Consider the following 26,186-nt stretch of genomic DNA (forward strand, 5'->3'; position numbering starts at 1 on the left):
AGTTATCCCAACTAAAAACTGCACCTAATGAAGGTACAGTTTTATTTTACAAACTTGTTCCATCTTCTACACAATAAACAGGTTAGAACCTCATTAATAACTGGAACTTTTGAAAAAAGCAAGCCGCAATCAATTAATTGTTATCAAGAGATTTAAAACTATAACTTTATCAAATTTAATCAAGTTATTCTCTCATTCCTTTCATTAGGTCTAATCTTGTCGCTAATTTTGCGGGAATTAAGACTGCTCCTAAACCAATCAAAGGTGATAAGAAAAATAATCCCAACAGAAGTTTTGGTAATACTGCAAATGTATTGGCATCTAAGCCTTGAATGAAGCAATATGCCGATAAAGTGGATAATCCAATCGCTAATACACCAGCTGTTGTTGTTAGTAATGCGCCTTCCATTAGTAATAATGAAAGTAACCTTTTCTTAGTACTCCCCAATACTCGCAACATACTAAGTTCTTTCAATCTTTCTTTAATACTGCTGGCAGTACTGTTCATTAACCCAATAACAGTAAATATAATAATCATGGCTACTGCCAAGTAAAGAAGGAATACTCGTTGAAGGAACTGCTGCTCCAACTCTGTCAACTCTTCAGCACGGCTATAGAGAATTGTATTAGAATATGCAGGATCCTGTAATAAGGCTTGAATCGACTTAACTTTTTCTTTCTTATCTCCGTGAAGAATGTTCATTTCTACCTGGTAAAGTGTGTCAATCCCAAACATTGCCTTCATATTTTCTCTAGTTGTAAAAAAATGATAGTCAGCATCCCCTATATGCTCTGTATCAGTAATAATTCCTTCTACTACAAACTCTTTTTCATCTAACTCATTAAAATCCTCTGACACATTCACTATAATAGTATCTCCTATATTAAATCCATACTCATCAGCCGTTTGTTCTGTTAGCATAACACCATTTTCACTCATCTCTTCTGGAGTTGATAAACCATCAGTCTTAATACTACCAGAATCAAAACTATGTTGAAGGTCTGTTCCACTAATGCCTAATACTACTTCAGACAATTCCCTTTTATTTGGAGGAAGATTTTCTATTAAGAATACCACTTCATTCGTATAGTAAAATGCTTCTAGATCAGGATCTTTCTCCACCTTTTCATAGAAAGAGTACGGAAATCCTTCTGCTAATTCTGAAGCAACGGAAATTACTCTCAAATCGTTTGGATTGTTCTCTTTTATCATATCAGTCGTTTCATCTTTTATAGTTGTTAAAATAACCATTCCAATTACCGTAATGACAATACCAATTGTAAAAATGGCTGAAAGCTGTACATTCCTGTTTAATTGCCTTAATAAATTTCGAGCGGCTAATAGAAATTCTACTGGTATCCTAATAAACTTAGCAATCCAATCTAACAATTTAACACTGAAAGCAAACATAAGCGGTATACTCGTAAACGCACAAACAATGAATAACACTCCGTTTATCACAAACATTGATTTGCTCTGTATGAAGTAAACATTTATCAAATAGGCAACAGCAGTAACCAAGCTAATAGCTATACTTATTACGGTGTATCTTTTGGATAAAGCCTGAACTTTGGTTGAACCACGATAAGCAACTACCGGCGGTGCTAAACTTGCTTGATAAGCAGGAACAAGTGAAGAAAATAAAATGACAAGGCTAAATATTCCTAAATTCATTAACAAGTCAGACCATGGGAAGATAATCACACCATGCCCGACATTCATCCTATCTATAAACAAATCGAGTGCTCCTACAGGAAGCAAAATCCCAATAATTAATCCTGCGACTAAAGATATGAATCCTAATATCAAGGATTCAATCAGTACAAGACAGTAGATATGCTTTCTTTCAAAACCTAATATTCTTAATGTCGCCAATTCCTTTTGCTTCTCTTGAACTGACATACGCATCGTACTAATGATAATTAAAGCACTAACTAAATAAATAGCAATGTTAAGGCCTTGTATAACTGGACCAATCCCGCCGATATTTTCTCGCTCCTTATCGATTTCACTGCGTGAGTCGATAAAAAAATCTGGATTTATTTGACGTAATTGATTAATGACCATTTGCTTATTTTCATGATTATCCAATTGGATAATCACTGCCGTCGTATGATTCTCATTAGAAGTTGCTTCTTGAAGCCATTCATAATCAAAAATAGCCATATTACTTAGTGCTTGATTATCTACAGTAAATCCAGATATAGTCACTTCTTTCGTACCATTAGGAGGGAATTTCATTTTCACAGTTGAGCCTATTTCTAATTGATGTTGTTTCGCATATTGGGAAGAAACCAATACTTCCTCTTTTTGGGGAAATGCACCTTTTGCTAGTGAGACAACAGGATATTCAAATGCTAATTCTTCATTCTCAAAACCTGCATATATTGGTTCCCCCAACATATTCATTTCCGACTCTTTGTCTAAATATGGATATAGAAAGCGAGTAGTTTTCTCAACTGATTCTAGATTTTCCATTTCTTCTATTTCACCTGCTGAAACAGATTTCTCTGCCGTCTGATATCCTACTACTAAATCATAGTCTCCATATTGTTCCTTAATTGCTATTTCATTGGATGCTTCAATACTAGCAATTAATACTTGTATAGCAATAATTAAGGCAACACCTAATGTCACACCAATAATCAAAAAAAGATGTCTCGTTTTATGGAATAACAAGAATTTCCCTGCTGCTTTACATAATTGCTTCATACACCTAAACCCTCTACTTTCGAGGAGATAATTCTTATTTTCTCCTGACATTCTAGATTCGTGTTAGCTAATGAAAGCACATCCGCAATTTTCCCATCACTCATAAAAACTACACGATCTGCATAGGCAGCAACAGTTGGATCATGTGTTACCAGCACGATAGTATGATGTAAGATATGACTGAATCTTTGCAGGATTGCCATCATTTCTTTTGATGTTTTTGAATCAAGACTTCCTGTAGGTTCATCTGCTAGAATCAAGTCTGGTTCATTTATTAGTGCTCTGGCAATTGCTACCCTTTGTTGCTGACCACCTGACAACAGCGTTGGTTTAGAATGGATAAATGAGCCTAATCCGACTAATTGTAATATATCAATGGCTTTTTTCTCTATGTCTCCTTTTTTGTGTTGCTTTAGCATTCCTGGCAAGGTAACATTCTCTAATACTGATAACACAGGGATCAAATGGAAAAATTGAAAAATAAACCCTATTTTTTCACTTCGTAAGCGTGTCAATTGATAATCGGTATATCCTTTTATATTTTCACCACTTATAAGAACCTCCCCTTCATCGTAAGTGTCCAGCCCAGATATCATATTTAACAATGTCGATTTTCCTGAACCACTTGTTCCCATTATTGCAACAAATTCCCCCTTTTCAACCTCTAAATTTATTTGCTCAAGAGCTCTTATTTCACTTAAACCATGTCCATATTTTTTTGATAGTCTGTTGACTTCTAGAACTTTCATTGTGAATCCCTCCTTCATTCCCATTATAATTAGGCAATATAAAGGCAGGATCAGAGATTTATCAAGATTCTATCAAGAAACATTCATTTACTATCAAAATAAAATAGTTACCTGCGTTTACTCGAAAAAAAAGAATCGACAATGGATGGATAGTTCTTTCCATTGTCGATTCTTTTTTGTTTAGGAAGTATATTATGCTGAACCATTAATAGGGATCCGTACAATCACTTTTGCTCCTTTTTTCTTATCATTAGTCGCTTTAATAATCCCTTCATGTTTTTGAATGATTACATGTGTAATGGTTAACCCTAGTCCCATCCTTTGATTTGGACCACTTCTTGCAGATTCTCCTCTATATAATGGTTTAAATACATAATCCAATTCACTTTCAACGAAACCTTCTCCATTATCTACAATTACGGTCTCTACATAACCTTTATCCTCTTTTATTATAACCTCGATTGTTCCATTTTCTGGGCTGTGGCGGATGCTATTAGCCAATATATTTTCAAAAGCTCTTTTCAGCAATGAAAAGTCACCACTAATTTGCTTATTCGTTACATTATTTACTTCAACAATTATATTTTTTTGAGCCAAGCTATAATACAACAGTTCTTTCACGTCAGATATTATATCTAGCATAGTGAAAGTGGTTATTTTTTCCAGCTTAATTTGTCCTTCAATTTTAGAATAATCAGCCAATGATGAAACTAATTCATTCAAATGATCAGCTTGTTTCAAACACATTTCAACATATTGTATTTTCTTTTTTTCTTTCGTAATAATGCCTTTCTGTAATCCTTCCAAGAAACCTCTTAACGAAAAAATAGGTGTTCTCAAATCATGAACAATAGAAGAAACAAATAGTTTTCTTTCCTCCTCCAACTGTTTATTTTTCTGCTTTGCTAATTCAAGTTTATGCGCCATCTTCATAAAAGCTTCTGTACTATTGTTCACTTCTTTAATTCTGGAAGCTGGCAAAGTAACATGATAATTTTCATTAGAGATTTGTTGAGAAGAACGATTAAGAGCATACAATGGCTTAATCAAATTTTTATGAAAGAAGATGATAATCAAACCAGCAACAATTGTAATTATCCCAGTTAATATTGCGAGATCATAATTTGGATGGTTATTAATCACTGCCTGATCCGATATTGGGTAACTAATATATACAGAAGCTATTAGTGAATCTTCAGCATATATATTATATTGATCAAAACCACCAAAATCATATTGTTCATATCTTACGCCTGTTGTTTGATCATCCTTTTTATCAATTAATGCATTTCTGGATTCTACTATTCCTTTTGTATAGGTTATTTCCCCTGCTCGATTGATTATAAATAATTCTACATTATCTTCCTCCGCTTTATGGATTAACTGCTCTCGCCAATCTTCTTCAAAGAATACTCTTCCATCCATATCCAAAACATTTTTCTCTATCCACTCGTTCCTCTCATAGGTTATATCATCAAATTGAGAGTGGTTATCTATCACTTTATGGAAAATTAACTTTGTTATTGATACTGGAACAAAAAAAATGACGAGAAAGCTAATAAAAATCAATAACTTAAAACTTATTTTATGCATATTTACGTTATCATCCTTTTTGTAATAGATAACCAACTGATCTAATCGTTTTTATTTCCGGAATAGAAGAAAAAACAGCTAGTTTTTCCCTTAAATTAGCAACATGAACGCGGACACTGTGATACCCTGTAAATTCATCATGCCAAATTCTTGCAATTATTTGTTCATAGGATAATACAATTCCTTCATTCTCCATAAAATATTCTAATAAATTAAACTCAATGGCTGTAAGGTCCACTTCTTGTGTACCAACTGTTACTGACCTTGTGTTTTTGTTTAATATTAGATTGCCGATGGAAAGTATCTTTTTTTCCCCTGAGCCACGATCTCTTGTAAGACTCATTCTTCTTTCAACAGCTTTAATCCTAGCTACTATTTCACTAGGACTAGCGGATTTAACAATATAATCATCTGCTCCAAGTGTAAGACCTCTAATTTTATCAGTATCTGTTTCATATGCACTTAAAAATAGAATAGGGATATCAGATTCTTTGCGAATGTTTTTACAAAAACTAAAGCCATCCATCCCTGGCATCATAACGTCTAGAAGAATACAATCTATTTTTGTTTGATGTAATATATCACTCGCTTCATTCGTATTTTTTGCACTATAGACTTGATAGTTTTCTATTTCAAGAAAATCTGTCATCAATAGGATGATTTCCTCATGATCATCCACGATTAAAATGTTGTTGAAAGTCAATTCAGCCACTCCTCCATCTATCAACAGATCACCGTCCATTAATTTCCATATTTACCGATTATAATTTGAGTCTATATTTTGCTATAGTGATTGTCAATGCAATGTTTATAAAAGTAGGATGATCCTTTGCACCACTCAATTCCTATTAAATTTAGATGGTATTAATCTTTCAGATACTTTTTTTGCTGACCATATAAATACAACAACCTGCCAACTTAACATCATTAACCATCTGAGAAAATATCCTGCACCTCAAAAGTTAGTATTATCCACTTACTGGTTATTTACAAATACTAAACTACAATCATTTTCAAATGATTGTAGTTTAGTATTTGTAGTTCCTTTTCTCCCTACCTGGGGATTCTTCTTAAAAAAAGGAAATAAGTAACTTATAGCCATTATTGTGCAAAATTATAGATCTTCATTCTTTATTCAACTTCTTTAATATATAAGTACAATAGTTAGAATTATTGATATATTTTAAACTAATGACTACCCATAATAGTGATTGCTCTCTCTTCCACCTCTGAATTTATCAACAAGGAGAAATTTTTTATATTCATTCTAGCTAACTTCTAAATTCCCTTCTACATCAACCACAATTGTGTGATGCTGCGAGGTGATAATTTCCAGAGGGAATACAGCTGAAATTTTATTAGAGAAGAACCATTCTCTTCCTGGTTTATTAAGGATTAAGAAGATGCCTTTTGATTTATCTCCCATAAAGTTGATGGATGTTAGATCTAAAGGTTTATTATCCCGTTCATTAATTCCCACTTCCATCAATCTTTTCCCTGCGGCTGCTACATCACTGACCGTTACCCCTATCTCACTGATGTTTATAACACTTTCAATAGAAAAAGGAGCCTCATCTTGTTCGGAAATAGAGTTCCTTGAAATAAACTCTACTATATTTCCAGAAGGATCATAAAAATAGAGAGAATGAGCTTGGAAATTGGAAAAATACACTTCATCTTCTCCCTCATCATTAATATTTAAGGCAACCCTTTCTTTTACCCACGACTTTGCTTCTGCAAATTTATTAGCAAAAATGTTAAAAGCAAAGTGGTAATATGGATTCCCCAATACATTTTCTGATGTAAATTTCAATTTGCTTGAACCAGCTTTAATGCAAAAGCTATGACTATCTTCCTTAATCAATGGAAATCCAAGAGTCTCTACATAAAAACTCTTCATTTTTTTGATATTATTCGTTTGCAGAGTTAACAGTTTTACTTCCATTATCTATATCCCCTCTTTCGTTAATATTTCTAATACTCCGTTAATTCTAATATATATCATCCTTAGTAGTCTAAAGTATTGCTTGATGGAGTTACTTCCATTTCATTCACGAGAAATCTCCCTTTCTTAAAGAATCACATCCATCCCGCTATTTGAGGATTGTTTTCAAGCATAGCCAAAACCTTTAGAAGAGATAATATCTGTATCTTTAATTATTACCACACTCCCTCTAACTCCCTTTTGATCATTTCTCATCCCATTGATATAATTTCTTACCCGTTTTAGTTTAATGTAAGTAGATTGTTCCATACTTCCCCAATTAGAATATTAATTTCTATCCTTCTCTTTATATATATTCTCTTACAATTTATGCGTGGGATGTCAAAGGAAATAAGAAATGGTTCGGTAGAGCTTTTAGTAATTGACGGACAAACAATGTATCATTACTCGCTGTTATAAATTTTGTATCGATATTTTTAATCTTGTCATTTGGTGTGAAATAGAAATGAATTCGTTTTATTTCATCGGAAATTAGATAATTTATAATGGTTTCCAATTCCACTTCTTTTCTACTGATGACATCATAAATATGAAGTTGCTCATCTTCCTTCTTAAAGAGAACGATTACGTCTTCCTCTTCGATATAAAAAATTGCGTCGTTAAATACTTGGAGAAAATAAAACATTAATAGTTGCTCGTTATTTTCGACAGCTAATTTGGTTGAAATAGATGTCCGTTTCTTTGCAAATTCCTTCATCAGTAGCAAATCACTTAGATTTTCTATATCTAATTGGCGTATGGTCTTGGTTGGCACCGTTTGTTTTTTTAAATCAGCTATACAAAGAGAAAAGCTGCTTTCTTGTACTTTTTCAAATCCAAACTTTGGATAAAAGTTCAAAACGGTTTCATTCGCAAATAAGTAGATAAAGTCTATTTCATTTTCATGCTTTTCAATGATATGGTTCAGCAATTTTTTAGAAAGACCTTGATTACGAAACTCAGGATGTGTCATTACTGTACCAACTTGAATAGCTTTATATTCAATCCCGTTACACACAACGGTCATTTTGTTGATAGAGGCATTTGCTATTACTTGTTCCCTATAGATAAACGAATAACATATATAGTTATCATTCCAGCAACCATTTTCATCCCATTTACTAAAGTCTATTCCAAATACCTTTTGAGCTAATTCATTAAAGCTTTCTTTATATGTTTCGATATGTTTATAGTCACTTATTAGTTGATATTTTGCCATCCTCCGCTTCCCCCCAATATAATCTAATAAAAGAATCTTAGCATTCTCATTAAATTATATTTTGCTAAATCTGTAAGATACACCTAATATTTAACTCATAAATAAAAATAAGCCAACGCGACACTTAAAAACGCATTGGCTTATTTTAACTATTATTCTTTTTTTCTTTTAATACTATTCTTTGAATACTCTTGACAGATAAATAATACCTTGCACTTAATATATTCATATCAGTACCAGCTAGATAATCATTATATATATTCTTATTTCTTTCCTTCAATTCTTGCCTTGTACTTGTGTTAGTCCCCCAGCTTTTCTTATTACTTTCATTCCTTGGTATATAGATACATTCACCATCGATATATTTTTGAACCTCCTTCAACAGTTCAGAAGGTAAAAGTTCCATTGCGTTTTTATAGCTCATTTTGCACTCCTAATAATTTTTTTCGTTTTATTAGAAATAAGCAAAAGCTACATTATGCATTTTACATAGCCTTTGCTATGCAGTAAAAATATACTTTCTCAACTCATATCCTCCCTTTCAGTAACGAACCCTCATTATTCTTAATTAAATCATACCATAATATAGGAAAATAAAAGAAGTTAACATAAGAATTTTCTGTATATTACTAAATAAATTAGAGTGTCTCCTTTAATTTATGAATCTTTGAGTGGGATATTAAATACACATCACCAAAAATGTCCACTTTATCTTCCTTTACTCGTACAACACAATCTTTATTCGATGCATAAATGTCTATTTCCTCTGATAAAGAAGATAGTTCCTTTTGAACCAATGCAAGGTTATTTTCTAGATCGAAATGAGACAGAACCGAAAAATTGCCAAGACTAATTCCATCATAAACAGTGCTTATTTCCACTTCATAGCCAAAGTGTTCAGAGCATAACCATTTTGCGGACATATTGATCGCACCAGCGCTTGCCCCCATTACAACAGCCTTGCTTTTTCGTATCAAATCCGACAGTTCATATTCCTTCAAAAAACTATTTAAATTAAGTGTATCTCCACCCAATAAGAATATAACTGAAGCATTTTCGATTAGAGCATGCGCATCTTTTTTCTGAACACTATAATTAATTAAATGATATGTATCAAACATAATGCCAGCCTGGTCAAGCCAAGATCGTTCTGTAGCCCCCTTCTCTTGAGCACAAAGAGGATTCGAGCTGATCATTACAAGCGATTTTCTATCAGTTATATCCTCCTGCAATATTCTTCCTAGCTTCTCTGGGAAAAAATTGTTAAACCAACCTAAATAATAGTGAGTTTTCATAGCTACCCCTCCTCAAATTTATTTTATCGTGACAAAAACTATCCAGCTTTCTCCAAATGTTACGACTTTCCTTCAAACTATGATTAATTTTACAATATATTAATTTAGAAGATACTGCCGAAAGGATAACGATCTTTAAATACGCATAATACTATACGATATTCCTTTGAACCCATAAAAAAGTTTTTGTTATAACCTCTTAGATCAAATTCTAAATCTATCATTCTTTCATTTCTTTTGAATAAAACCCCGAACCGTTATACGAAATTTTGACTACCATTTCCGTATAAGGGTTTGGGGTTATATTTGTTGTATACTCTATTCGTATACTAAATGAAATGAACTGCCATACATTTTAAGCAATTCTCTATGAAATTTTATATTTTAAATTGCTTTATCTTATCTTGTAAATCAGAAGCTAATTGTGCTAATGATGTAGAAGAAGCTGCTATTTCTTGCATGGATGCAACCTGCTCTTCGGTTGCAGCAGATACGTTTTCTGTACTAGCTGCTGCTTCACTTGCCATTGAATTCACTTCCAAAATCGAACCACTAATCGTATTAGTATGTTCTTTTAATTGATCAAGCGATTGACTTACTTCCTCTACTAATTTAACTAGTTCTTGCACAGATTGTTCGATTCTATGGAATGATTCTCCTGCATCTTGAACAATTGTTAATCCTGTATCTACATCATTTGCAGCAGTTGTCATCGATAAAGAAGTATTCTTAGAATCAATTTGTATTTGGCTGATAAGATTAGTAATTTGCTCAGCCGATCCTGCTGTTTGTTCCGCTAATTTCCTTACCTCATCCGCTACAACAGCAAAACCTTTTCCTTGTTCCCCAGCTCTTGCCGCTTCGATAGCTGCATTTAATGCTAGTAGATTGGTTTGGGAAGAAATGTCCGATATTACCATAGTAATATCTCCTATTTGATTTATTCTAGTTTCTAATGTAGCTATTGATTCAGCAAGTGTCACCACATTATTATTAATGGATTTCATTTGTGTCGTTACTTCTGAAATACGTTTTGCACCTTCAAGCGATACATCCGCTGTCTGCTCTGCTGTTTCAGCCACTTTTTTTGCACGCACTGTTATATGGCCAGTCGTTTCATTTACATTACGGATGCCAGCTGTACTTGATTCCATCAATCTCATTTGGGTTTCAGAACCTTCTGCAAGCTGCTGGATTGTTTCTGAAATATGTTCACTTGCTTTACTGCTTTCTTCTGAACTGGAGCTCAATTGTTCCGATGATGAAGCGAGATGATGGGACGTTTCCGATAACATTTCAATAAGCCCCTTCATTCCATCCGCCATCCTATTATAACTATCAGATAAAGAACCTACTTCATCCTTCGCCTGATAACTTGATCTTGCAGAGAAATCTCCTTGTCCTCCTCTTTCCATTAAAGCCTGTAGACGTTTAATTGGGTTGACAATCATTGCGGATATATAGAGACCTAATAATACAGCAAGTATTACAGCAACAAATATAACTCCCCAAGAAATATATAGCATTGTCTTATAATACTTGTTATTTTCATTTGATATCTGTTCTGCATTTTCCTCATTTGCTGTTTGGAGTTCATCCAATTGACTGTTAATAATATTTCTCTTCGATTCAAGGTTTTTCGTATAAAGATTATAGGCTGAGTCATTAAAATTATTGTTTGCTAATGATATCACTTCATCTTGAATACTACTAAAGCCTGTATAGGCATCTTTAAAAATTTTATATTCATCCGCTTCTTTTTTGGAAAGCGAAATAGCATCTAACTTTTTGACATATTTATCCGATTCTTCCGAATTCCTTTTAATAGTCTCTAATAACTCTTCATTTCTCTTTTTATCCTCTGTTATCATTAGCTCTATAACTAAGCTGTCGTTTGTGCGGCGATAGTTTTGGATCTTTGCTATGTAAGTATTAGGTATTAAATTTTCTTCATACATTTCTTTAGAACTTTTCGCCATCTCCTTTATACCATATATTCCAAATAATCCGATCAGCACTAGTCCAATAGTACTAAACATAATGATAATCAATATTTTTTTAGAAATATTGATATTTTGTAAAAATTTCATTAAAGCTACCTCTTTTCATTGATCTAATCCTTATATCATATCGACATATATCGACGATACTTTAGCTTAAAAAACAAAAAACTTCGAAGGGCGAAACTGTTTAGGATTATTAGGAAAAAATATAGTACAAAAGGCTTGAATAAAATACAAAAAAGCGAATTTTGCTACATCTATCATTAAAGATAGTTTTCCTAGCAAAATTCGCTTTTTTCTTTTTTTACCAGTGTTCTTTGATAAATACATCTCTTCCTGACTTTTCTCTATCCTCTTTATAATGCTGCTTATTCTTCTTATGGTAATCTTGATGATAGTCTTCTGCTGGATAGAAGATGGCAGCTGGTTCAATTAATGTAACAATTGGCTTTTTAAATTTTCCGCTTGCTGCCATAGCTTGTTTTGATTTCTCTGCAAGTTCTTTTTGCTTATCATTATGATAAAAAATCGCTGTTCGATACTGTGGCCCGCGATCATGGAATTGACCATCTGGATCTGTCGGATCAATTTGCTGCCAATATAACTCTAATAAACGTTCATAGGGAAAGATTTCAGGATCAAAAGTGATTTCCACTACTTCAAAATGTCCTGTCGTTCCTGTTTTCACCTGTTCATAAGTTGGGTTTTCTACATGCCCCCCGCTATAACCTGAAACAATGCCGCCAATACCTGGCTGTTCTTCAAATGGGGATACCATACACCAGAAACATCCACCTGCAAAAGTTGCTTTTTCCATTTATCTCATCTCCCTATAGGTTTGGCCTTATCGTTTATTTTATCAAAAATTAGTGATAATCCTTTTATTAGATAAAAATTAGTATATAATACTTTGAACAAAGATACTATTTTTTTATACTTAAAAGAAAAACTACTTATTAATAGGGAAAGATAAGATGAATACATTACTCATAAAAAAAATGATTCAGAAATCACTTAAACAATATCATATGGAACCCAATTCACTCCCTCTCCATGAATATGAACGATTAGCAGTCCACATCATCGCTTTAAAAAAACAACATCCTGCCCATGAACTTTATGATCTAGTTCAAGATGTTGTTTATAGTTACATTACGAATACACTTTAGCTAATTCTATTTTTTATTTAGAATCCCGCCAACGAGCTTATCTGCAATTCCCGGAAATAGATTATAAAGAACACTTCCCCAATTCATCCACAAAGGTAAATTTAACTCACGTTTTGGATGTAGCATTAATTTTATTATTTTTTCAGCAACTGTATCAGCTGAAAGCATAAATTTCTGCACATTCTTCACATAATTCCCCGTTTTGTCAGCTGTATGAAAAAAATTTGTCTCGATTGGTCCTGGATTTACAGCAGAGATTTTTATATTTGAATTGGCTACTTCCAGTCGGAGACTATTTGTAAATCCTAGAACAGCATGTTTACTCGCAGCATAGGCACTTGATTTGGCTGTAGCGAGTTTCCCTGCCTGGGAGGCGACATTAATGATATGCCCGCCATTATTTTGCAGCATCGAAGGCAATACCTCTTTGGTACAAGCGATAAGCCCCATTACATTTACTTGAAACATTCGATTAACGTCTTCCATCTTTGCTTCATGAACCATATCAAAGATGCCAAATCCTGCATTATTGAGCAAAATATCAATAAAATCAACCTCTTGATATATCTTAGCAAAGACTTCCTTTACTTGCTCCGGATTGCTTACATCTAAAGTAAAATAAATAGCTTGTCCGGGAAACTGATTATTTATTTTCTTGCAAATAGCAGCGAGCTTATCTTCTGAACGAGCAAGAAGGATGGGACGAGCCCCCAAACGAGCAGCTTTTATAGCAATTTTTTCTCCTATGCCAGATGATGCACCTGTAATTACAATGTTCTTTCCATTTAATCCCTTCATTATCCACCTCAAAAAGCACAAGCATGATGTAAAAATGCCCATTTACTTATTTCCTAAATAATCATCATTATATTGATATATTATATCGATTAAAACCTACTTTTCTCTTTCTTAGCCTTAATAAAGACAAGATTCCTTTCTCATTTTCACATAGAAGGTTCAAAATAACAACATAGACTTCACTCTTCTTTTTGTAAACAAACAAAATAACGTCTCATATTCTTAGGAATTCCTTTCATCTTAAACACCCCTGAATAAACAAGGTGACGAATCCGATATTCAAGAAAATCGGGATCCATATAAAGATGCTCTTCCTCTATCGTTTTCCAAATAAGCTGACTAGTCTTGATATAATCTAATTTTTCCTTTTCACTCATTCGTTTCAGTACTTCAACAATCGTTTGATCAAAATAATCCAAATCCACCGATACAATCGCTTGGTTTTCCCATATCCTTAAAAGTTCATCAGCATTGGCTATCGATTGCCACTCAGTTGCTAATCCTTCTCTTTGATTAGTTGTTACCATATAGCTGCTATCAATATGGTCTAATATAGATTGTAATAATTCGTTTTTTATTTCTGCTGTATGAATCATTGACTTTTCATTTGGTGCAATTTTTTTAAGGACTTCTGTTGTATCGATAAGATAAAGAGGATTAGATCTTTTTTTAAATATAAACATGAAAAATCTTAATGCTAGCTGTTCTTCGATGTTATTCCCATACCATATATATACTTGTCTTTTATCATCAATGTCATCTAAACTATTCATTTTATTCTGTAGTGCAGTTATGTATGGATTTTTCTCCTCGAATTCTCGATTAATATTATTATAAATCCATTCAGACCGTTCCTTTTGACCATTATGTACATCCAGTTGACGTAATGGTCCAAACATAAAGGATCCATCTAAGCCGATCACTTCGACATTCTCTTGAAGATTAACAGCTAATCTACCTGCAATATATTGGGATGCGACAAGATGAATAGCTTTTTTATGTTTCACGTTTTTTCTCTTCTGTTGTTTTTTTATCGCTTTGTTGACGCACGTAACTATTTCTTTTAAACTTTCTTCATCCCAAAATAATCCTAGACCTTGCACTGCTTCACTATTTTCATGTTCAAAGTTTTGAAATTCTTGTCTATTTATAATTTTATAAAGAGCAGAATGCTTAGTTTTTTTTAAGTCCTCTAATGTAATGTATGTGTATGACTCTATTTTGTAGCAATAGATAAGATTATCATCTATCAAGAAATATAGATAAGAACCATTTATTCTACTCTCCATTACGAATCTCCCTTTTTTGTAAAATTCTAAATTTAATTATACAATCAATGAACTAATTTTCCCACTACTCTATTTTTCTATTGACAGACAAGCCTTTCTTCTTGCATAATCAAATAAATTTATCATAGGAATGCGATGATTAAGATTAGTAAATGATAATGGCTTGCTAGAGAGTGAAGTTCTATGGCTGCAAAACTTCATCAAGATTCATTTCATTGAACCTACTTAGGAGTAGTTAGGCAAACCTAAACGTCAACCGTCGTTACCGGAAAAGAGTTGTATAATCACGCGCATGTGCAGATTATAATTGAACTAAGGTGGTACCACGGAAAAAACCTTTCGTCCTTTCATTATGACGAGAGGTTTTCTTATTTCCATACAACGATTTTATAGGAGGAATAAAAATGAAGAAAATTGCTATTATTGGTGCTGGTTCTATGAGCGAAGCGTTAATTTCTGGGATTGTTTCTAGTAAATTGCAGGAGAGTACAGAAATTACCGTCACAAACCGAGGGAATGTAGAAAGACTAATTGAACTACAAAATCGCTATGGTGTTGACTACTCTTTCGATTTAAAAAAATTAGTTGGAGAAGCTGATGCCATTATTCTCGCAATGAAACCGAAAGATGTAAAAGAAGCTACTGTACAATGGAAAAATTATATCACAAAAGAAACACTGCTCATTTCTGTTCTTGCTGGCGTAAATATGGACAGTCTGCAACGGCTGATCGGACTGGAAGTTCCCATTGCGCGTGCTATGCCCAATACTTCGGCAACAGTCGGGAAATCAGCAACAGGTATTGCCTTCAACTCCTTTGTAGAAGAACCACAAAAAACTTTCGTCCTTGACATATTTGAAACAGTTGGATTCGTTACATTTGTTCATGAAGAACAATTAGATGCTGTAACCGGTCTTTCTGGTAGCGGCCCAGCTTATATCTATTATTTAGTGGAAGCGATGGAAAAAGGAGCTGTAAAAATCGGACTAAATCGGGAAGTAGCTAATGAGTTGATAGTGCAGACAATCCTCGGCGCAGCAGAAATGATCGCATCGTCCTCCAAGAGTGCTCTTGAGCTCCGCAAGAATGTAACTAGTCCTGGTGGCACAACAGAAGCAGGAATAAACATTCTTGAGCAATATGATGTTCAGAAGGCATTCATTTCGTGTATGGAAGAGGCAGCGGCCCAATCAAAAAGGATGGGAAAAGCACTTACAGAAGAACTTAAACTGTCTAAATAACGTTATTTAAAAATAGAAAGGATGTTGTGTGCTTTTTTGCCAACATCCTTTTTAGCTTATATCTCGTATTCTGAAAAATCTTCTGCCATATATGTATTGGGAAAGATGGCTCTCGCTTCCTGCAACAATTGTTCTGTTAATGCTTGATCATATCTAGCACTAATATGTGTTAGAATGAGACAGTCTACATTTGCCCTTTTAGCTGTTTTTGCAGCTTGTACCGTTGTAGAATGATAGTATTCCGTTGCTATGGAACTTTCTTTTTCCGAGAAGGTTGCTTCATGAACCAATATTTTTGCCTCTTTTGCCAAAACCTCAGCAGAAGCACAAGTTCTAGTATCTCCTAAAATAGTGACAATTCTCCCTTTAATATTCGGGCCAAGAAAGGTTTTGCTGCCTATGACAGTACCGTCATCAAGGATGAGGTCTTCTCCCTCTTTAATTTTTTTATAAATAGGGCCAGGCATTATTCCATATTGTTTTAATTTAGCTGTATCTAATTTTCCAGGTCGATCCTTTTCTATAATCCGATAGCCATAACTTGTAACACCATGCTCAAGTATTTTTGCTTCTACGATAAAATCATGTTCTTCCAAAATAATACCTTCATCGATTTCTATAATATTTAGCGCATACTTTAAAAAAGTTTTGCTGACAGCAAGGCTGATCTGTACATATTCCTTAATTCCTTTCGGTCCATATATCGTTAGTGGTGTCTCTCCTCCTTGGAAAGATCGACTGGAGAGAAAACCTGGTAAACCATATAGATGGTCTCCATGCAAATGGGTAATAAAAATTTTATCAATTCTTCTTGGTTTAATATTGGTATGTAAAATCTGGTGCTGCGTTGCTTCTCCGCAATCAAACAGCCAAATACTCCCCTTCTCTTCTAAAAGCTTTAAAGCAACCGCTGTTACATTTCTTGATTTTGCCGGAATACCTGCACCTGTTCCTAAAAATTGCAACTTCATAATAAGCTTGCTAATCCCCTTTCGTTTTCTTCCTGTCATGAAATCCACTGTATAAATAAAAGCGTATCATTAAATACTAAATTAGAATAGATGAATTAAGTATACTTTACTAATGCCTGTTTATCCAAATCCCTAAATCTTTTAACTAGTAACTTTTGCTAATATATTGTAATATCATGTTGGATGAATGAAAAATTTCTGCTGTAAATACAAATAGTAAAAATATTTGCAAAAATTACAAACAAATTTGTTGCTATCTCCTTAAGAAAAAGATAAAATTTTATAACTGTATAGGTACATGTATTATTTAAGAGAAAATGCACCTTTGTAAAACAGCAATTTAATAATTTTCATACATATATAAATGAAATGAGGTACAAGAAAGTGAATGAAAAACAAACATCAAATGCACTTATTATGATCTTCGGGGCAACAGGAGATTTAGCCAATAGAAAACTTTTCCCCTCTCTTTATCGATTGTATAAAAAAGGAAAATTAGCAAATTTTGCGGTTGTAGGCGTTGGGAGAAGAACATTAACACAAGAACAGTTTAAGCAAAATGTTGTTAATTCTGTTTCTGAAGCAATTGCAAGTTCTAAAAATGATGATCTTGAGACATTCGCTTCTTATTTCTGCTATCATTCACATGATGTTACAGATTCAAGTTCTTATGTAGAGCTAAAAAACATTGCTGATGAATTAGATGTAAAACATAGTTTAAATGGTAATCGTGTATTCTACTTAGCAATGGCACCTGAATTCTTTGGTCCTATCGCGATTCATTTAAAGCAGGATGGACTAACAGAAGTAAAAGGGTACAAACGTCTAATTATCGAAAAACCATTTGGTCATGATTTAGAATCAGCCAAAGAACTAAATGAACAAATTCGTACTGCCTTTTCTGAAGATGAAGTATATCGAATTGACCACTATTTAGGAAAAGCGATGGTTCAAAATATCGAAACAATCCGTTTTTCCAATGCAATTTTTGAAAATCTATGGAATAACCGCTATATCAGTAACATTCAGATTACTTCAAGTGAAGTATTAGGCGTGGAAGAACGTGGAAGATATTATGAAACAAGCGGGGCACTTCGTGATATGGTCCAAAACCATATGCTGCAAATGGTTGCACTACTTGCAATGGAACCTCCAATTAAACTTACACCAGATGAGATTCGCTCAGAAAAAGTGAAAGTTTTCCGTGCTATGCGTTCTGTTGAAGTAGATGAAGTTGATAAATACTTTGTAAGAGGACAATATGGAAAAGGACTTGTGGAAGATGTTGAGGTACCGAGCTACCGCGAAGAACAAATGGTAGACCCTAACTCCAACACAGAAACTTTTGTCGCTGGGAAAGTAATGATTGATAACTTCCGTTGGGCTGGTGTTCCATTCTATATCCGTACTGGTAAAAGATTAGAAAGTAAATCAACAAAAATAGTGGTACAATTTAAAGATATTCCAATGAATTTATATAATCGTCCAAATCAAGAAATTACACCAAATCTTCTTGTTATTCATATTCAGCCTGAAGAAGGAATTACTTTACATTTAAACGCTAAAAAAGCAGGACAGAATATGGAAGCAACACCAATCAAGCTAAGCTATGCTAATACTGGTATTGCAGGAATCAATACGCCAGAAGCATATGAAAAGCTAATTGACGATAGCTTGCATGGAGACGCTACTAACTTTACTCATTGGGATGAAGTGGCATTATCTTGGAGCTATGTGGATAAAATTTCCCAAGCATGGGAACAAACACCTGCTACTCAATTCCCTAATTATGCTTCTGGTACAATGGGACCAAAAGAAGCAGATGAATTATTAGAAAAAGATGGTTTCTTCTGGTGGCCAGTTAATCAATTTGAAGTAGATGTTTGCTAACTCACCCTTCAAGTGACTGTCTAAAAAAACGTGAATCTTATTGTATTCACGTTTTTTCTTTCCCTAAATTATGATTTCAATCTAAGGAGTTTCTCATGAAAAAAATCAAATTAATCCTATCTGTCATTCTCGTATTCCTTTTATATAATTTACTCGTCTTCTACTTAGGATGGAATGGTTATGCATGGCTTGATTCCTTCAAACTATTAACCTATCCATCCATATATATTGGAGCAGTTATTCTTTTCTCCTATGCATATATTATCAGCCATTTCCTTAAGTCCATTACCATATTTAAAATACTTGGCGCGTATTGGCTTGCCATTTTTGAATATGGTATCTTACTGTTCCCACTAGCTAATTTAGGATGGCTTTTATTAAACCAATTTATTCCGTCTGAAGATGCCACCAAAATAGTAGGAAGCGCTGCTGCAGCAATTCTTCTATTTTTACTTATTTACGGAACATTTAACGCTTACTCTCCTGTGATTAGAACTTATAAACTCGCAGTAGCTAAAAAACAAGCGAAAAGAGACTCTCTGAGGATTGCTATGGCTTCTGATATGCACTTTGGCACTTTATCAGGTAAAAGTCATCTAAACCGTCTCGTAACGAAAATAAACGGCTTACAACCAGATTTAATTTTACTGCCTGGAGATATCATTGATGATGATCCTATTCCTTTTTTGAAAAAGAATATGGGAGAGCAATTAAAGCTATTACAAGCTCCTTTAGGCATTTATGGGGTATTAGGTAATCATGAATATTACGGCAAAATGATTCCAACCTTTCTAGAAGAAATGAACCGAATCGGTATTCGCATCTTAATGGATGAAAAAGTAACTATTGATGAAACCATTCGATTAATCGGTCGTAAAGATAAAACGGACCAAAAGAGACTTTCCATTCCTAGCCTTCTTGAGAGTGAAAGTAACCATCTACCAATTATGATGATGGATCACCAGCCAGATGAACTGGAAGCAGCAATGAATGATGGGATTGATGTTATTCTATCCGGTCATACACATCGTGGTCAAATGGCACCAAACCATTTAATTACCAAACGAGTTTTTGAATTAGATTGGGGCTACAAGAAAAAGAAGCAGCTTCATGCAATTGTTTCCTCTGGATTTGGATTCTGGGGACCGCCCATTAGAATTGGCAGCAGATCGGAAATTGTTTATATTGAAATAACGTTCAAAGGGTAAATTGCTTTACTTTTAAGTTATTTATTTTTGTGAAAAAATAGTTTGCTAGATAAATGTGCTGCTTGCTATAGCAGCATATTTTTTTGCCTTCTCGTTGTAATTTGTTTGTAGATTTTGTAGTTGTTTAAATTCTTTGGATACGTAAAATTTATGTATGAAGGTCACTTTACTGCCTTTTTCTTTTTTGGTTGGTTCTAAAATGGCTGATGAACGCCTTTTTTCTGCTTTTCTCTCTTCATTGTGGTCTTCATTCAACCTATGAACACCTCTTTTCTTCCTCCTTCTCTTATTTTTGGCTTTCATCCATCTTGTGAACACCTCTTTTCCTCTGCACTCTCTTATTTTTGGTGTTCATTCAAACTCCATCCTCTCCTTCAAAAAAAAGCACACTACATATAAAATCGTAGTGTGCTTTTTATCGCCATTCTTATTTTTCCATCCAGTTCGTATGGAAGATTCCTTCTTTATCAAGACGCTCATATGTGTGAGCACCGAAGTAGTCACGCTGCGCTTGTAGTAAATTTGCTGGTAAAGTTGCTGTACGGTAGCTATCAAAGTATGATAATGCGGCTGCAAAGCTTGGTACAGGAATACCGTTTAAGACAGCACCAGAGATTACTTCACGTAATGCTGATTGGTAGTTTTCAGTGATTTCACTGAAATATGGATCCAATAGAAGGTTCTTCAATTCTGGATCACGATCATATGCATCTTTAATTTTTTGTAAGAATTGAGCACGAATAATACAACCACCGCGGAAAATCATAGCGATTTCGCCATAGTTTAAGTTCCAATCGTATTCTTCAGATGCTTCTCTCATTTGCGCAAAACCTTGGGCATAAGAAACAATTTTGCTCAAGTATAGAGCTTTACGTACAGATTCGATAAATGCTGCTTTATCTCCTGTGAAAGGTTTAATTTCTGGGCCTGAAAGTACTTTGCTTGCTTTTACGCGTTCGTCTTTCATTGCAGAAATGAAACGAGCAAATACGGATTCTGTAATCATTGGAAGTGGTACACCTAAGTCTAGAGCACTTTGGCTTGTCCATTTACCAGTTCCTTTTTGACCAGCAGTATCTAAGATTAGATCTACTAAAGGTTTACCAGTTTCTTCGTCAACTTTTGTAAAGATATCTGCAGTGATTTCAATTAGGTAACTGTCTAGCTCCCCTTTATTCCACTCTGCAAATACTTCATGAAGTTCTTGTGCTTCTAAGCCTAAAACATGCTTCATGATGAAGTATGCTTCACAGATTAATTGCATATCTCCATATTCGATTCCATTATGCACCATTTTTACATAGTGACCGGCACCATCTGGACCGATATAAGTAGTACAAGGCTCATCGTTAACTTTTGCAGAAATATCTCGGAAAATTGGAGCAACTAATTCGTATGCTTCTTTTTGGCCACCAGGCATAATAGAAGGTCCTTTTAATGCTCCTTCTTCACCGCCAGAAACACCTGTACCGATGAAGTGAATACCAAGTTCACTAAGCTCTTTATTACGTCTTTGTGTATCTTTAAAGAATGTGTTACCGCCATCGATGACAATATCGCCTTTATCTAATAAAGGTTTTAATTGCTCGATTGTTGCGTCTGTAGCTGGACCAGCTTTAACCATTAACATGATTTTACGTGGAACTTCTAAAGATTGTACAAATTCTTCTAATGTATATGTTCCAACAATATTCTTGCCTTCTGATTCTTTAAGCATTTCTTCTGTTTTTTCTTTTGAACGGTTGAAAACGGAAACAGTATAGCCTCTGCTTTCGATATTCATAGCAAGGTTTTTACCCATAACCGCTAAACCGATTACACCAAATTGCTGTTTTGTCATTTTTTCCTAACGTCCCTTCTAAACTATGTATCCTTATAGTAGAATTCACTTAACTTTAGCAAGATTTTTTAAGTTATGCAACTAAAATGCAACTACTTTTCTTGATTATTTCAAAAAATTTTTTTCGTCACATATAACTTAACTAAAATTTCTTTCCTTGCAAAAAATCTTTATTGAAACTAGTTTTGGTACCAATGTCTTCTTCTTTTTTTGAAATATTATTTCTTTCTGATGCTGGCTCAATAATAGAAGCGCCATATTTTTCTTTCAGCTTATCTATTGCTGTCCATAATGGTTCTTTCGCTGCTTCTTTTTCAAAGGAAAAGAGATCAAGTTGTTTTACTACAATATTATTGTCGATTAAATCTCCTGCTGTTATACCTAATAAACGAACAGGATTTCCATCCCATGCTGTCGTAAAAATCTCTTTGCTTATCTGAAGTATCTCTTCCTCTGATTTTATTGGATTTGCTAATTTTTTGCTCTTGGAATAGTTTTTTCTGTTTCCATAGCGAATGGTTACAGATAAATGATTAGCATGTACATGTTTTCTTTTCATTCTTGTAGCCACTTTATTCGCTAGGGAGGCCAATACTTGAAATAATTCCTGCTGATTCTTGACATCGCGCGGCAATGTTGTCGAATTGCCAATACTTTTAAATTCATTGGCAGCTTCTGGATCTACTGGCCGATTATCTTCTCCGTTGGCTTTCTCCTTTAAGCGAATTCCATTGATGCCAAGTGTTGCTTTGATTGGAATAGACTGAGCCATCGCTAAATCTTTAATGGTTTCTATGCCAATTGCTCTTAGTTTTCCCCCTGTTTTTTTTCCTATACCATGCATTTCTTCTACTTGCATCGGCCAAAGTACTTTAGGAATATCCCGCTTTCTTAAAACCGTGATTCCCATCGGCTTTTTTAAATCTGAAGCTGTTTTGGCAAGAAATTTATTAGGGGCAATCCCGATACTGCATGGTAAGTCTAACCGTTCAAAAATTCGTTTCTGAATCGTTCTTGCAATATATATCGGTGTTCCTAACTCATGGCAATGTGTAATATCTACATATCCTTCATCAATGGAAACAGGCTCGACAATATCGGAAAATTCATGAAGAATTTGAAACATTGCAAGAGATGCTGTTCGATAACGATCAAAATTTGGAGGCAAAACAATTAAATCCGGACATTTTTTCTTCGCTTCCCATAAAGGCATGGTTGTTTTTACGCCAAATTTTCTTGCTTCATAGCTGCAAGTGACAATAATACCTCTGCGTTCTTTTTCATTTCCCGCAATTGCCAATGGCTTCCCCTTTAACTGTGGATCATAAGCCATTTCAACAGATGCATAAAAACTATTCATATCTACATGTAAAATAACTCGTCCCTTTTTCGGATAAAATTCTTTCATTTTGCTTTCACCAATTCTTTATGATCATTTATAGTCACTTCTATTCTTATTCCTCTGCTTTTAGCAGAAATCTTACTGCTTACGCAGGCTGATTTTTCATATAGTCTTTAATTTCTTTTACACCTTCAAGTGTTTCTAATAAAATAGTTGGATCAAGCATTAACACCAAGCGATTTTCTAAATTAAGAACACCTGTTATATATTCTGTTTTCTGATAAGCAGAAATGCCGACTTCTTTTATTACTTCGTCTTTTATATCAAGAATTTCTTTTGCATCATTTACAATCATCGCAAACGAGATATCTTCTGTTCGCGCAACAATTAATTTATTATTTTCATTTTCTTCTGTTTTTTGATTATATAAAACCATCTGCAAATCAATGACAGGGATAAGCTCATCTCTTACTTTTCTTATTCCTCTTACAAAGGATGGCAATTGAGGAACAGGAGTAATCTGCTCTTCCTTTTCAATCGATATAACATAAGAAACATCTACGGAATATTCTCCATTTGCTACTTTAAATATAACAACCTTCTTTTCTTCCATTTATATTCCCCCAAGATTCTATTTTTACAGTAGTATTTACCTATACAATATTTTCCTCTGTTTTCTAGATAAATGCAAGTAAAAATAGAAACATTTGTTTGATTTATACTAAAAAGAGTGCTTCCCTAAAGGAAGCACCCCGACTCCGTCATATAATTATTGACCAGTTACTTCTTCTATAATAGCAAGTACCATTTCAGCCAATTTATTTAATTCTTCGATCGGCATTTTTTCATTTGTTGTATGAATCTCTTCATAGCCTACCGCTAAGTTAACTGTTGGGATACCAAAACCACAGATAACGTTGGCATCACTTCCACCACCGCTTTGTTGCAGTTCACAGCTTCTGCCAATTTTTGCAGCCGCTTTTTTCGCTACTTCTACAACATGGTCACCTTCGCCAAATTTAAAGCCTGGATACATAACATCCACTTCGACAATTGCTTGTCCGCCCATTTCACTAGCTGCCGATTCAAACGCTTCCTTCATTTTCGCTACTTGTGCAAGCATTTTATCTTCTACTAATGAACGTGCTTCTGCAAGGATATCTACATGATCACACACGATATTTGTTTGTTTTCCACCAGCAAAACTGCCAATATTAGCCGTTGTTTCTTTATCGATACGACCTAAAGGCATTTTTGCAATCGCTTTTGATGCAATAGTAATAGCGGAAACTCCTTTTTCAGGTGCCACACCAGCATGAGCCGTTTTTCCTAGAATCGTTGCTTTAACTTTTGCTTGTGTCGGTGCTGCCACAACGATATTTCCTACCTTCCCATCACTATCTAATGCATAACCATATTTCGCTTGGATTAATTTTGGATCAAGTGCTTTTGCGCCTAATAATCCAGATTCTTCACCAACTGTAATGATAAATTGAATCGTTCCATGAGAAATATTATTTTCTTTGATTACTGTAAGTATTTCAAGCATAACGGATAAACCAGTTTTATCATCTGCGCCAAGTATTGTTGTGCCATCTGTTACTATGTATCCATCTTTAATGGATGGTTTTACGCCAACTCCTGGAACTACTGTATCCATATGAGAGGTAAAGTAAATAGGATCCACGTTCTCTTTCGTTGCTGGAAGTGTACAAATTAAATTTCCTGCACCATGACCAGTAATAGCTGTAGTATCATCCTCTATCACTTCTAAGCCTAATTCTTCAAATTTCTTTTTTAGTACAATGCTGATTTCTTTTTCATATTTTGTTTCCGAATCAATTTGTACCAGTTCTAAAAACTGATTTAATAAACGTTCTTGATTGATCATTTTTCGTTCCTCCAAAAATTAGTGACATTATTAGTATACGCCTATAAAAAAAGAACATCAAATAAAATTCACGAGGGGGAAATCTCATTTTTCTTCTTATAAAAATAGAAAAGTTTCCTCAAGCAAATATTCCATCTATTTATAGTTGTACCATTCTGCTATTCTTAGTAAAATAGACAATAAGAATGGTTAAGACATGGAGGATACTATGAAGAAAAAGAAAAATAGATTACAAAAGATTGTTGTATATTTAATGATCTTTGTTATGCTTGCATCTACCCTGTTGATTGGAATTGGAATGTTATTTTAATTTAAGCTTATTTTCCATAAGAAAGCGAAGAAGGATAAAACTTCTTCGCTTTTATTCAATGGCCCCATATTCCTTTGCTAGCTCTTGAAAACCTTTATCTGAATTGGTAATCAACACTTTTGTTCCTAAAGGAATGAAATCATAAATAGATTCTATTGCCTCATTTTGCATACGGACACAGCCTTGTGACACGTATTTCCCGATACTTCCTGGATTGTTTGTTCCATGAATTCCGTACATTCTTCCATCTGTGTTATTTGCATCAAAACCAATCCATCTTGTCCCTAATGGATTATTCTCATCTCCCCCCACAATATCTTTTTTTCGATAATAGGGATTTGCGGCTTTAACTGTTATCGTAAATAAACCCTCTGGCGTTAAATCTTCTTTTTTACCGGTCGAAACACTTATCGTTGTCTGCACTCGATTTTCATCTATCAAGGTTAATTGATTCGTTTTTTTATTAATAATGAGAAAAGGATCTCCTGGCAATGGATTTATCCCTAATGGCCAAACGGGGGAAATTGTTAAGAGAATAGACAAAACTAGTTTTAACATCCAATCACACTCTCTTTTTTTCTTAGTTTGTGTGATTATTGTATTTTTATACGGAATAGAAAGTTCTTTTATCAAAAAAACAGGTTTCTTGATCTTATCGACTAAGAAACCTGTTTAACATTT

Annotated in this window: 24 protein-coding genes and 1 other annotated feature; of the genes, 5 read left to right on the forward strand and 19 right to left on the reverse strand. The window is 34.1% G+C overall.

The window, feature by feature from the left end; all coding sequences use genetic code 11:
* Window positions 1-184: 184 nt before the first annotated feature.
* The 10 genes from NSS71_RS10075 to msrA form a co-directional block, all read right to left on the reverse strand.
* Window positions 185-2,713 (reverse strand): FtsX-like permease family protein, encoded by a 2,529-nt coding sequence (locus NSS71_RS10075; protein WP_341151613.1) that lies wholly within the window; start codon window positions 2,711-2,713, stop codon window positions 185-187.
* On the reverse strand, window positions 2,710-3,462 hold the full coding sequence (locus NSS71_RS10080; protein ID WP_047941079.1) for an ABC transporter ATP-binding protein: 753 nt from the start codon (window positions 3,460-3,462) through the stop codon (window positions 2,710-2,712). Before NSS71_RS10080 ends, NSS71_RS10075 begins: the two co-directional genes overlap by 4 nt.
* A 192-nt stretch (window positions 3,463-3,654) precedes the next feature.
* A complete protein-coding gene (locus tag NSS71_RS10085; RefSeq protein WP_341151614.1) occupies window positions 3,655-5,055 on the reverse strand; it encodes a sensor histidine kinase in 1,401 nt (466 codons plus the stop codon).
* A 10-nt stretch (window positions 5,056-5,065) separates the two neighbouring features.
* Entirely contained in the window at window positions 5,066-5,758 is a 693-nt protein-coding gene (locus NSS71_RS10090) for a response regulator transcription factor (RefSeq protein WP_235850124.1), read from the reverse strand.
* Window positions 5,759-6,322: 564 nt separating this feature from the next.
* Window positions 6,323-7,000: a VOC family protein gene (locus NSS71_RS10095; RefSeq protein ID WP_341151615.1), complete on the reverse strand. Its 678-nt coding sequence runs from the start codon at window positions 6,998-7,000 to the stop codon at window positions 6,323-6,325.
* 367 nt (window positions 7,001-7,367) lie between these two features.
* Complete coding sequence (locus NSS71_RS10100) at window positions 7,368-8,258, reverse strand: GNAT family N-acetyltransferase (protein ID WP_341151616.1); 891 nt, start codon at window positions 8,256-8,258, stop codon at window positions 7,368-7,370.
* Window positions 8,259-8,403: 145 nt separating this feature from the next.
* The gene (locus NSS71_RS10105; RefSeq protein WP_047941085.1) at window positions 8,404-8,682 is read right to left on the reverse strand and encodes a CD3324 family protein; all 279 of its coding nucleotides are present in this window, start codon (window positions 8,680-8,682) and stop codon (window positions 8,404-8,406) included.
* 214 nt (window positions 8,683-8,896) lie between these two features.
* Window positions 8,897-9,553 (reverse strand): Type 1 glutamine amidotransferase-like domain-containing protein, encoded by a 657-nt coding sequence (locus NSS71_RS10110; RefSeq protein WP_047941086.1) that lies wholly within the window; start codon window positions 9,551-9,553, stop codon window positions 8,897-8,899.
* A 377-nt stretch (window positions 9,554-9,930) separates the two neighbouring features.
* Window positions 9,931-11,643, reverse strand: coding sequence for a methyl-accepting chemotaxis protein (locus NSS71_RS10115; RefSeq protein ID WP_303984724.1), 1,713 nt, complete (start codon window positions 11,641-11,643; stop codon window positions 9,931-9,933).
* A 217-nt stretch (window positions 11,644-11,860) separates the two neighbouring features.
* On the reverse strand, window positions 11,861-12,373 hold the full coding sequence (gene msrA, locus NSS71_RS10120) for a peptide-methionine (S)-S-oxide reductase MsrA (protein ID WP_047941089.1): 513 nt from the start codon (window positions 12,371-12,373) through the stop codon (window positions 11,861-11,863).
* Between the two features lie 157 nt (window positions 12,374-12,530).
* Here msrA and NSS71_RS10125 point away from each other — a divergent pair, with 157 nt between their 5' ends.
* On the forward strand, window positions 12,531-12,725 hold the full coding sequence (locus tag NSS71_RS10125) for a YqzH family protein (protein ID WP_047941091.1): 195 nt from the start codon (window positions 12,531-12,533) through the stop codon (window positions 12,723-12,725).
* 6 nt (window positions 12,726-12,731) lie between these two features.
* On the opposite strand, the gene NSS71_RS10130 is transcribed toward NSS71_RS10125, so the two are convergent.
* Together NSS71_RS10130 and NSS71_RS10135 are read right to left on the reverse strand one after the other, a co-directional pair.
* Window positions 12,732-13,523, reverse strand: a complete 792-nt coding sequence (locus NSS71_RS10130; RefSeq protein ID WP_047941092.1) for an SDR family NAD(P)-dependent oxidoreductase — start codon at window positions 13,521-13,523, stop codon at window positions 12,732-12,734.
* Between the two features lie 179 nt (window positions 13,524-13,702).
* Complete coding sequence (locus NSS71_RS10135; RefSeq protein WP_341151617.1) at window positions 13,703-14,812, reverse strand: DUF1835 domain-containing protein; 1,110 nt, start codon at window positions 14,810-14,812, stop codon at window positions 13,703-13,705.
* Between the two features lie 126 nt (window positions 14,813-14,938).
* Window positions 14,939-15,162: a binding site (T-box leader), on the forward strand.
* Window positions 15,163-15,216: 54 nt separating this feature from the next.
* Here NSS71_RS10135 and proC point away from each other — a divergent pair.
* A complete protein-coding gene (proC, locus tag NSS71_RS10140; RefSeq protein ID WP_047941094.1) occupies window positions 15,217-16,053 on the forward strand; it encodes a pyrroline-5-carboxylate reductase in 837 nt (278 codons plus the stop codon).
* Window positions 16,054-16,109: 56 nt separating this feature from the next.
* Here the strand turns inward: proC and rnz are convergent, their stop codons facing one another.
* On the reverse strand, window positions 16,110-17,024 hold the full coding sequence (gene rnz / locus NSS71_RS10145; protein ID WP_341151965.1) for a ribonuclease Z: 915 nt from the start codon (window positions 17,022-17,024) through the stop codon (window positions 16,110-16,112).
* Between the two features lie 417 nt (window positions 17,025-17,441).
* Here rnz and zwf point away from each other — a divergent pair, with 417 nt between their 5' ends.
* Both zwf and NSS71_RS10155 read left to right on the forward strand, forming a co-directional pair.
* A complete protein-coding gene (gene zwf, locus NSS71_RS10150; protein WP_047941354.1) occupies window positions 17,442-18,914 on the forward strand; it encodes a glucose-6-phosphate dehydrogenase in 1,473 nt (490 codons plus the stop codon).
* A gap of 95 nt (window positions 18,915-19,009) precedes the next feature.
* Complete coding sequence (locus tag NSS71_RS10155) at window positions 19,010-20,122, forward strand: metallophosphoesterase (protein WP_095322406.1); 1,113 nt, start codon at window positions 19,010-19,012, stop codon at window positions 20,120-20,122.
* Between the two features lie 45 nt (window positions 20,123-20,167).
* Here NSS71_RS10155 and NSS71_RS10160 read toward each other — a convergent pair whose 3' ends face one another.
* The 5 genes from NSS71_RS10160 to NSS71_RS10180 form a co-directional block, all read right to left on the reverse strand.
* Window positions 20,168-20,425: a hypothetical protein gene (locus tag NSS71_RS10160; RefSeq protein ID WP_341151618.1), complete on the reverse strand. Its 258-nt coding sequence runs from the start codon at window positions 20,423-20,425 to the stop codon at window positions 20,168-20,170.
* 124 nt (window positions 20,426-20,549) lie between these two features.
* Window positions 20,550-21,962, reverse strand: coding sequence for an NADP-dependent phosphogluconate dehydrogenase (gene gndA, locus NSS71_RS10165; protein ID WP_047941097.1), 1,413 nt, complete (start codon window positions 21,960-21,962; stop codon window positions 20,550-20,552).
* A 142-nt stretch (window positions 21,963-22,104) separates the two neighbouring features.
* Complete coding sequence (locus tag NSS71_RS10170) at window positions 22,105-23,370, reverse strand: DNA polymerase IV (protein WP_341151619.1); 1,266 nt, start codon at window positions 23,368-23,370, stop codon at window positions 22,105-22,107.
* A gap of 79 nt (window positions 23,371-23,449) precedes the next feature.
* Window positions 23,450-23,917 (reverse strand): chemotaxis protein CheW, encoded by a 468-nt coding sequence (locus NSS71_RS10175; protein ID WP_047941099.1) that lies wholly within the window; start codon window positions 23,915-23,917, stop codon window positions 23,450-23,452.
* A 156-nt stretch (window positions 23,918-24,073) separates the two neighbouring features.
* A complete protein-coding gene (locus tag NSS71_RS10180; protein WP_341151620.1) occupies window positions 24,074-25,195 on the reverse strand; it encodes a tripeptidase T in 1,122 nt (373 codons plus the stop codon).
* Between the two features lie 208 nt (window positions 25,196-25,403).
* On the opposite strand from NSS71_RS10180, the gene prli42 reads away from it, so the two are divergent.
* Complete coding sequence (gene prli42 / locus NSS71_RS10185; RefSeq protein ID WP_152679997.1) at window positions 25,404-25,505, forward strand: stressosome-associated protein Prli42; 102 nt, start codon at window positions 25,404-25,406, stop codon at window positions 25,503-25,505.
* Between the two features lie 51 nt (window positions 25,506-25,556).
* Here the strand turns inward: prli42 and NSS71_RS10190 are convergent, their stop codons facing one another.
* Window positions 25,557-26,063 carry a L,D-transpeptidase gene (locus tag NSS71_RS10190; RefSeq protein ID WP_061798427.1) on the reverse strand — a complete coding sequence of 169 codons (507 nt, stop codon included), beginning with the start codon at window positions 26,061-26,063 and terminating at the stop codon, window positions 25,557-25,559.
* Window positions 26,064-26,186 lie beyond the last annotated feature (123 nt).

The organism is Niallia sp. FSL W8-0951 (genome assembly GCF_038006525.1).
GTDB classification, from domain to species: Bacteria; Bacillota; Bacilli; order Bacillales; family Cytobacillaceae; genus Niallia; species Niallia circulans.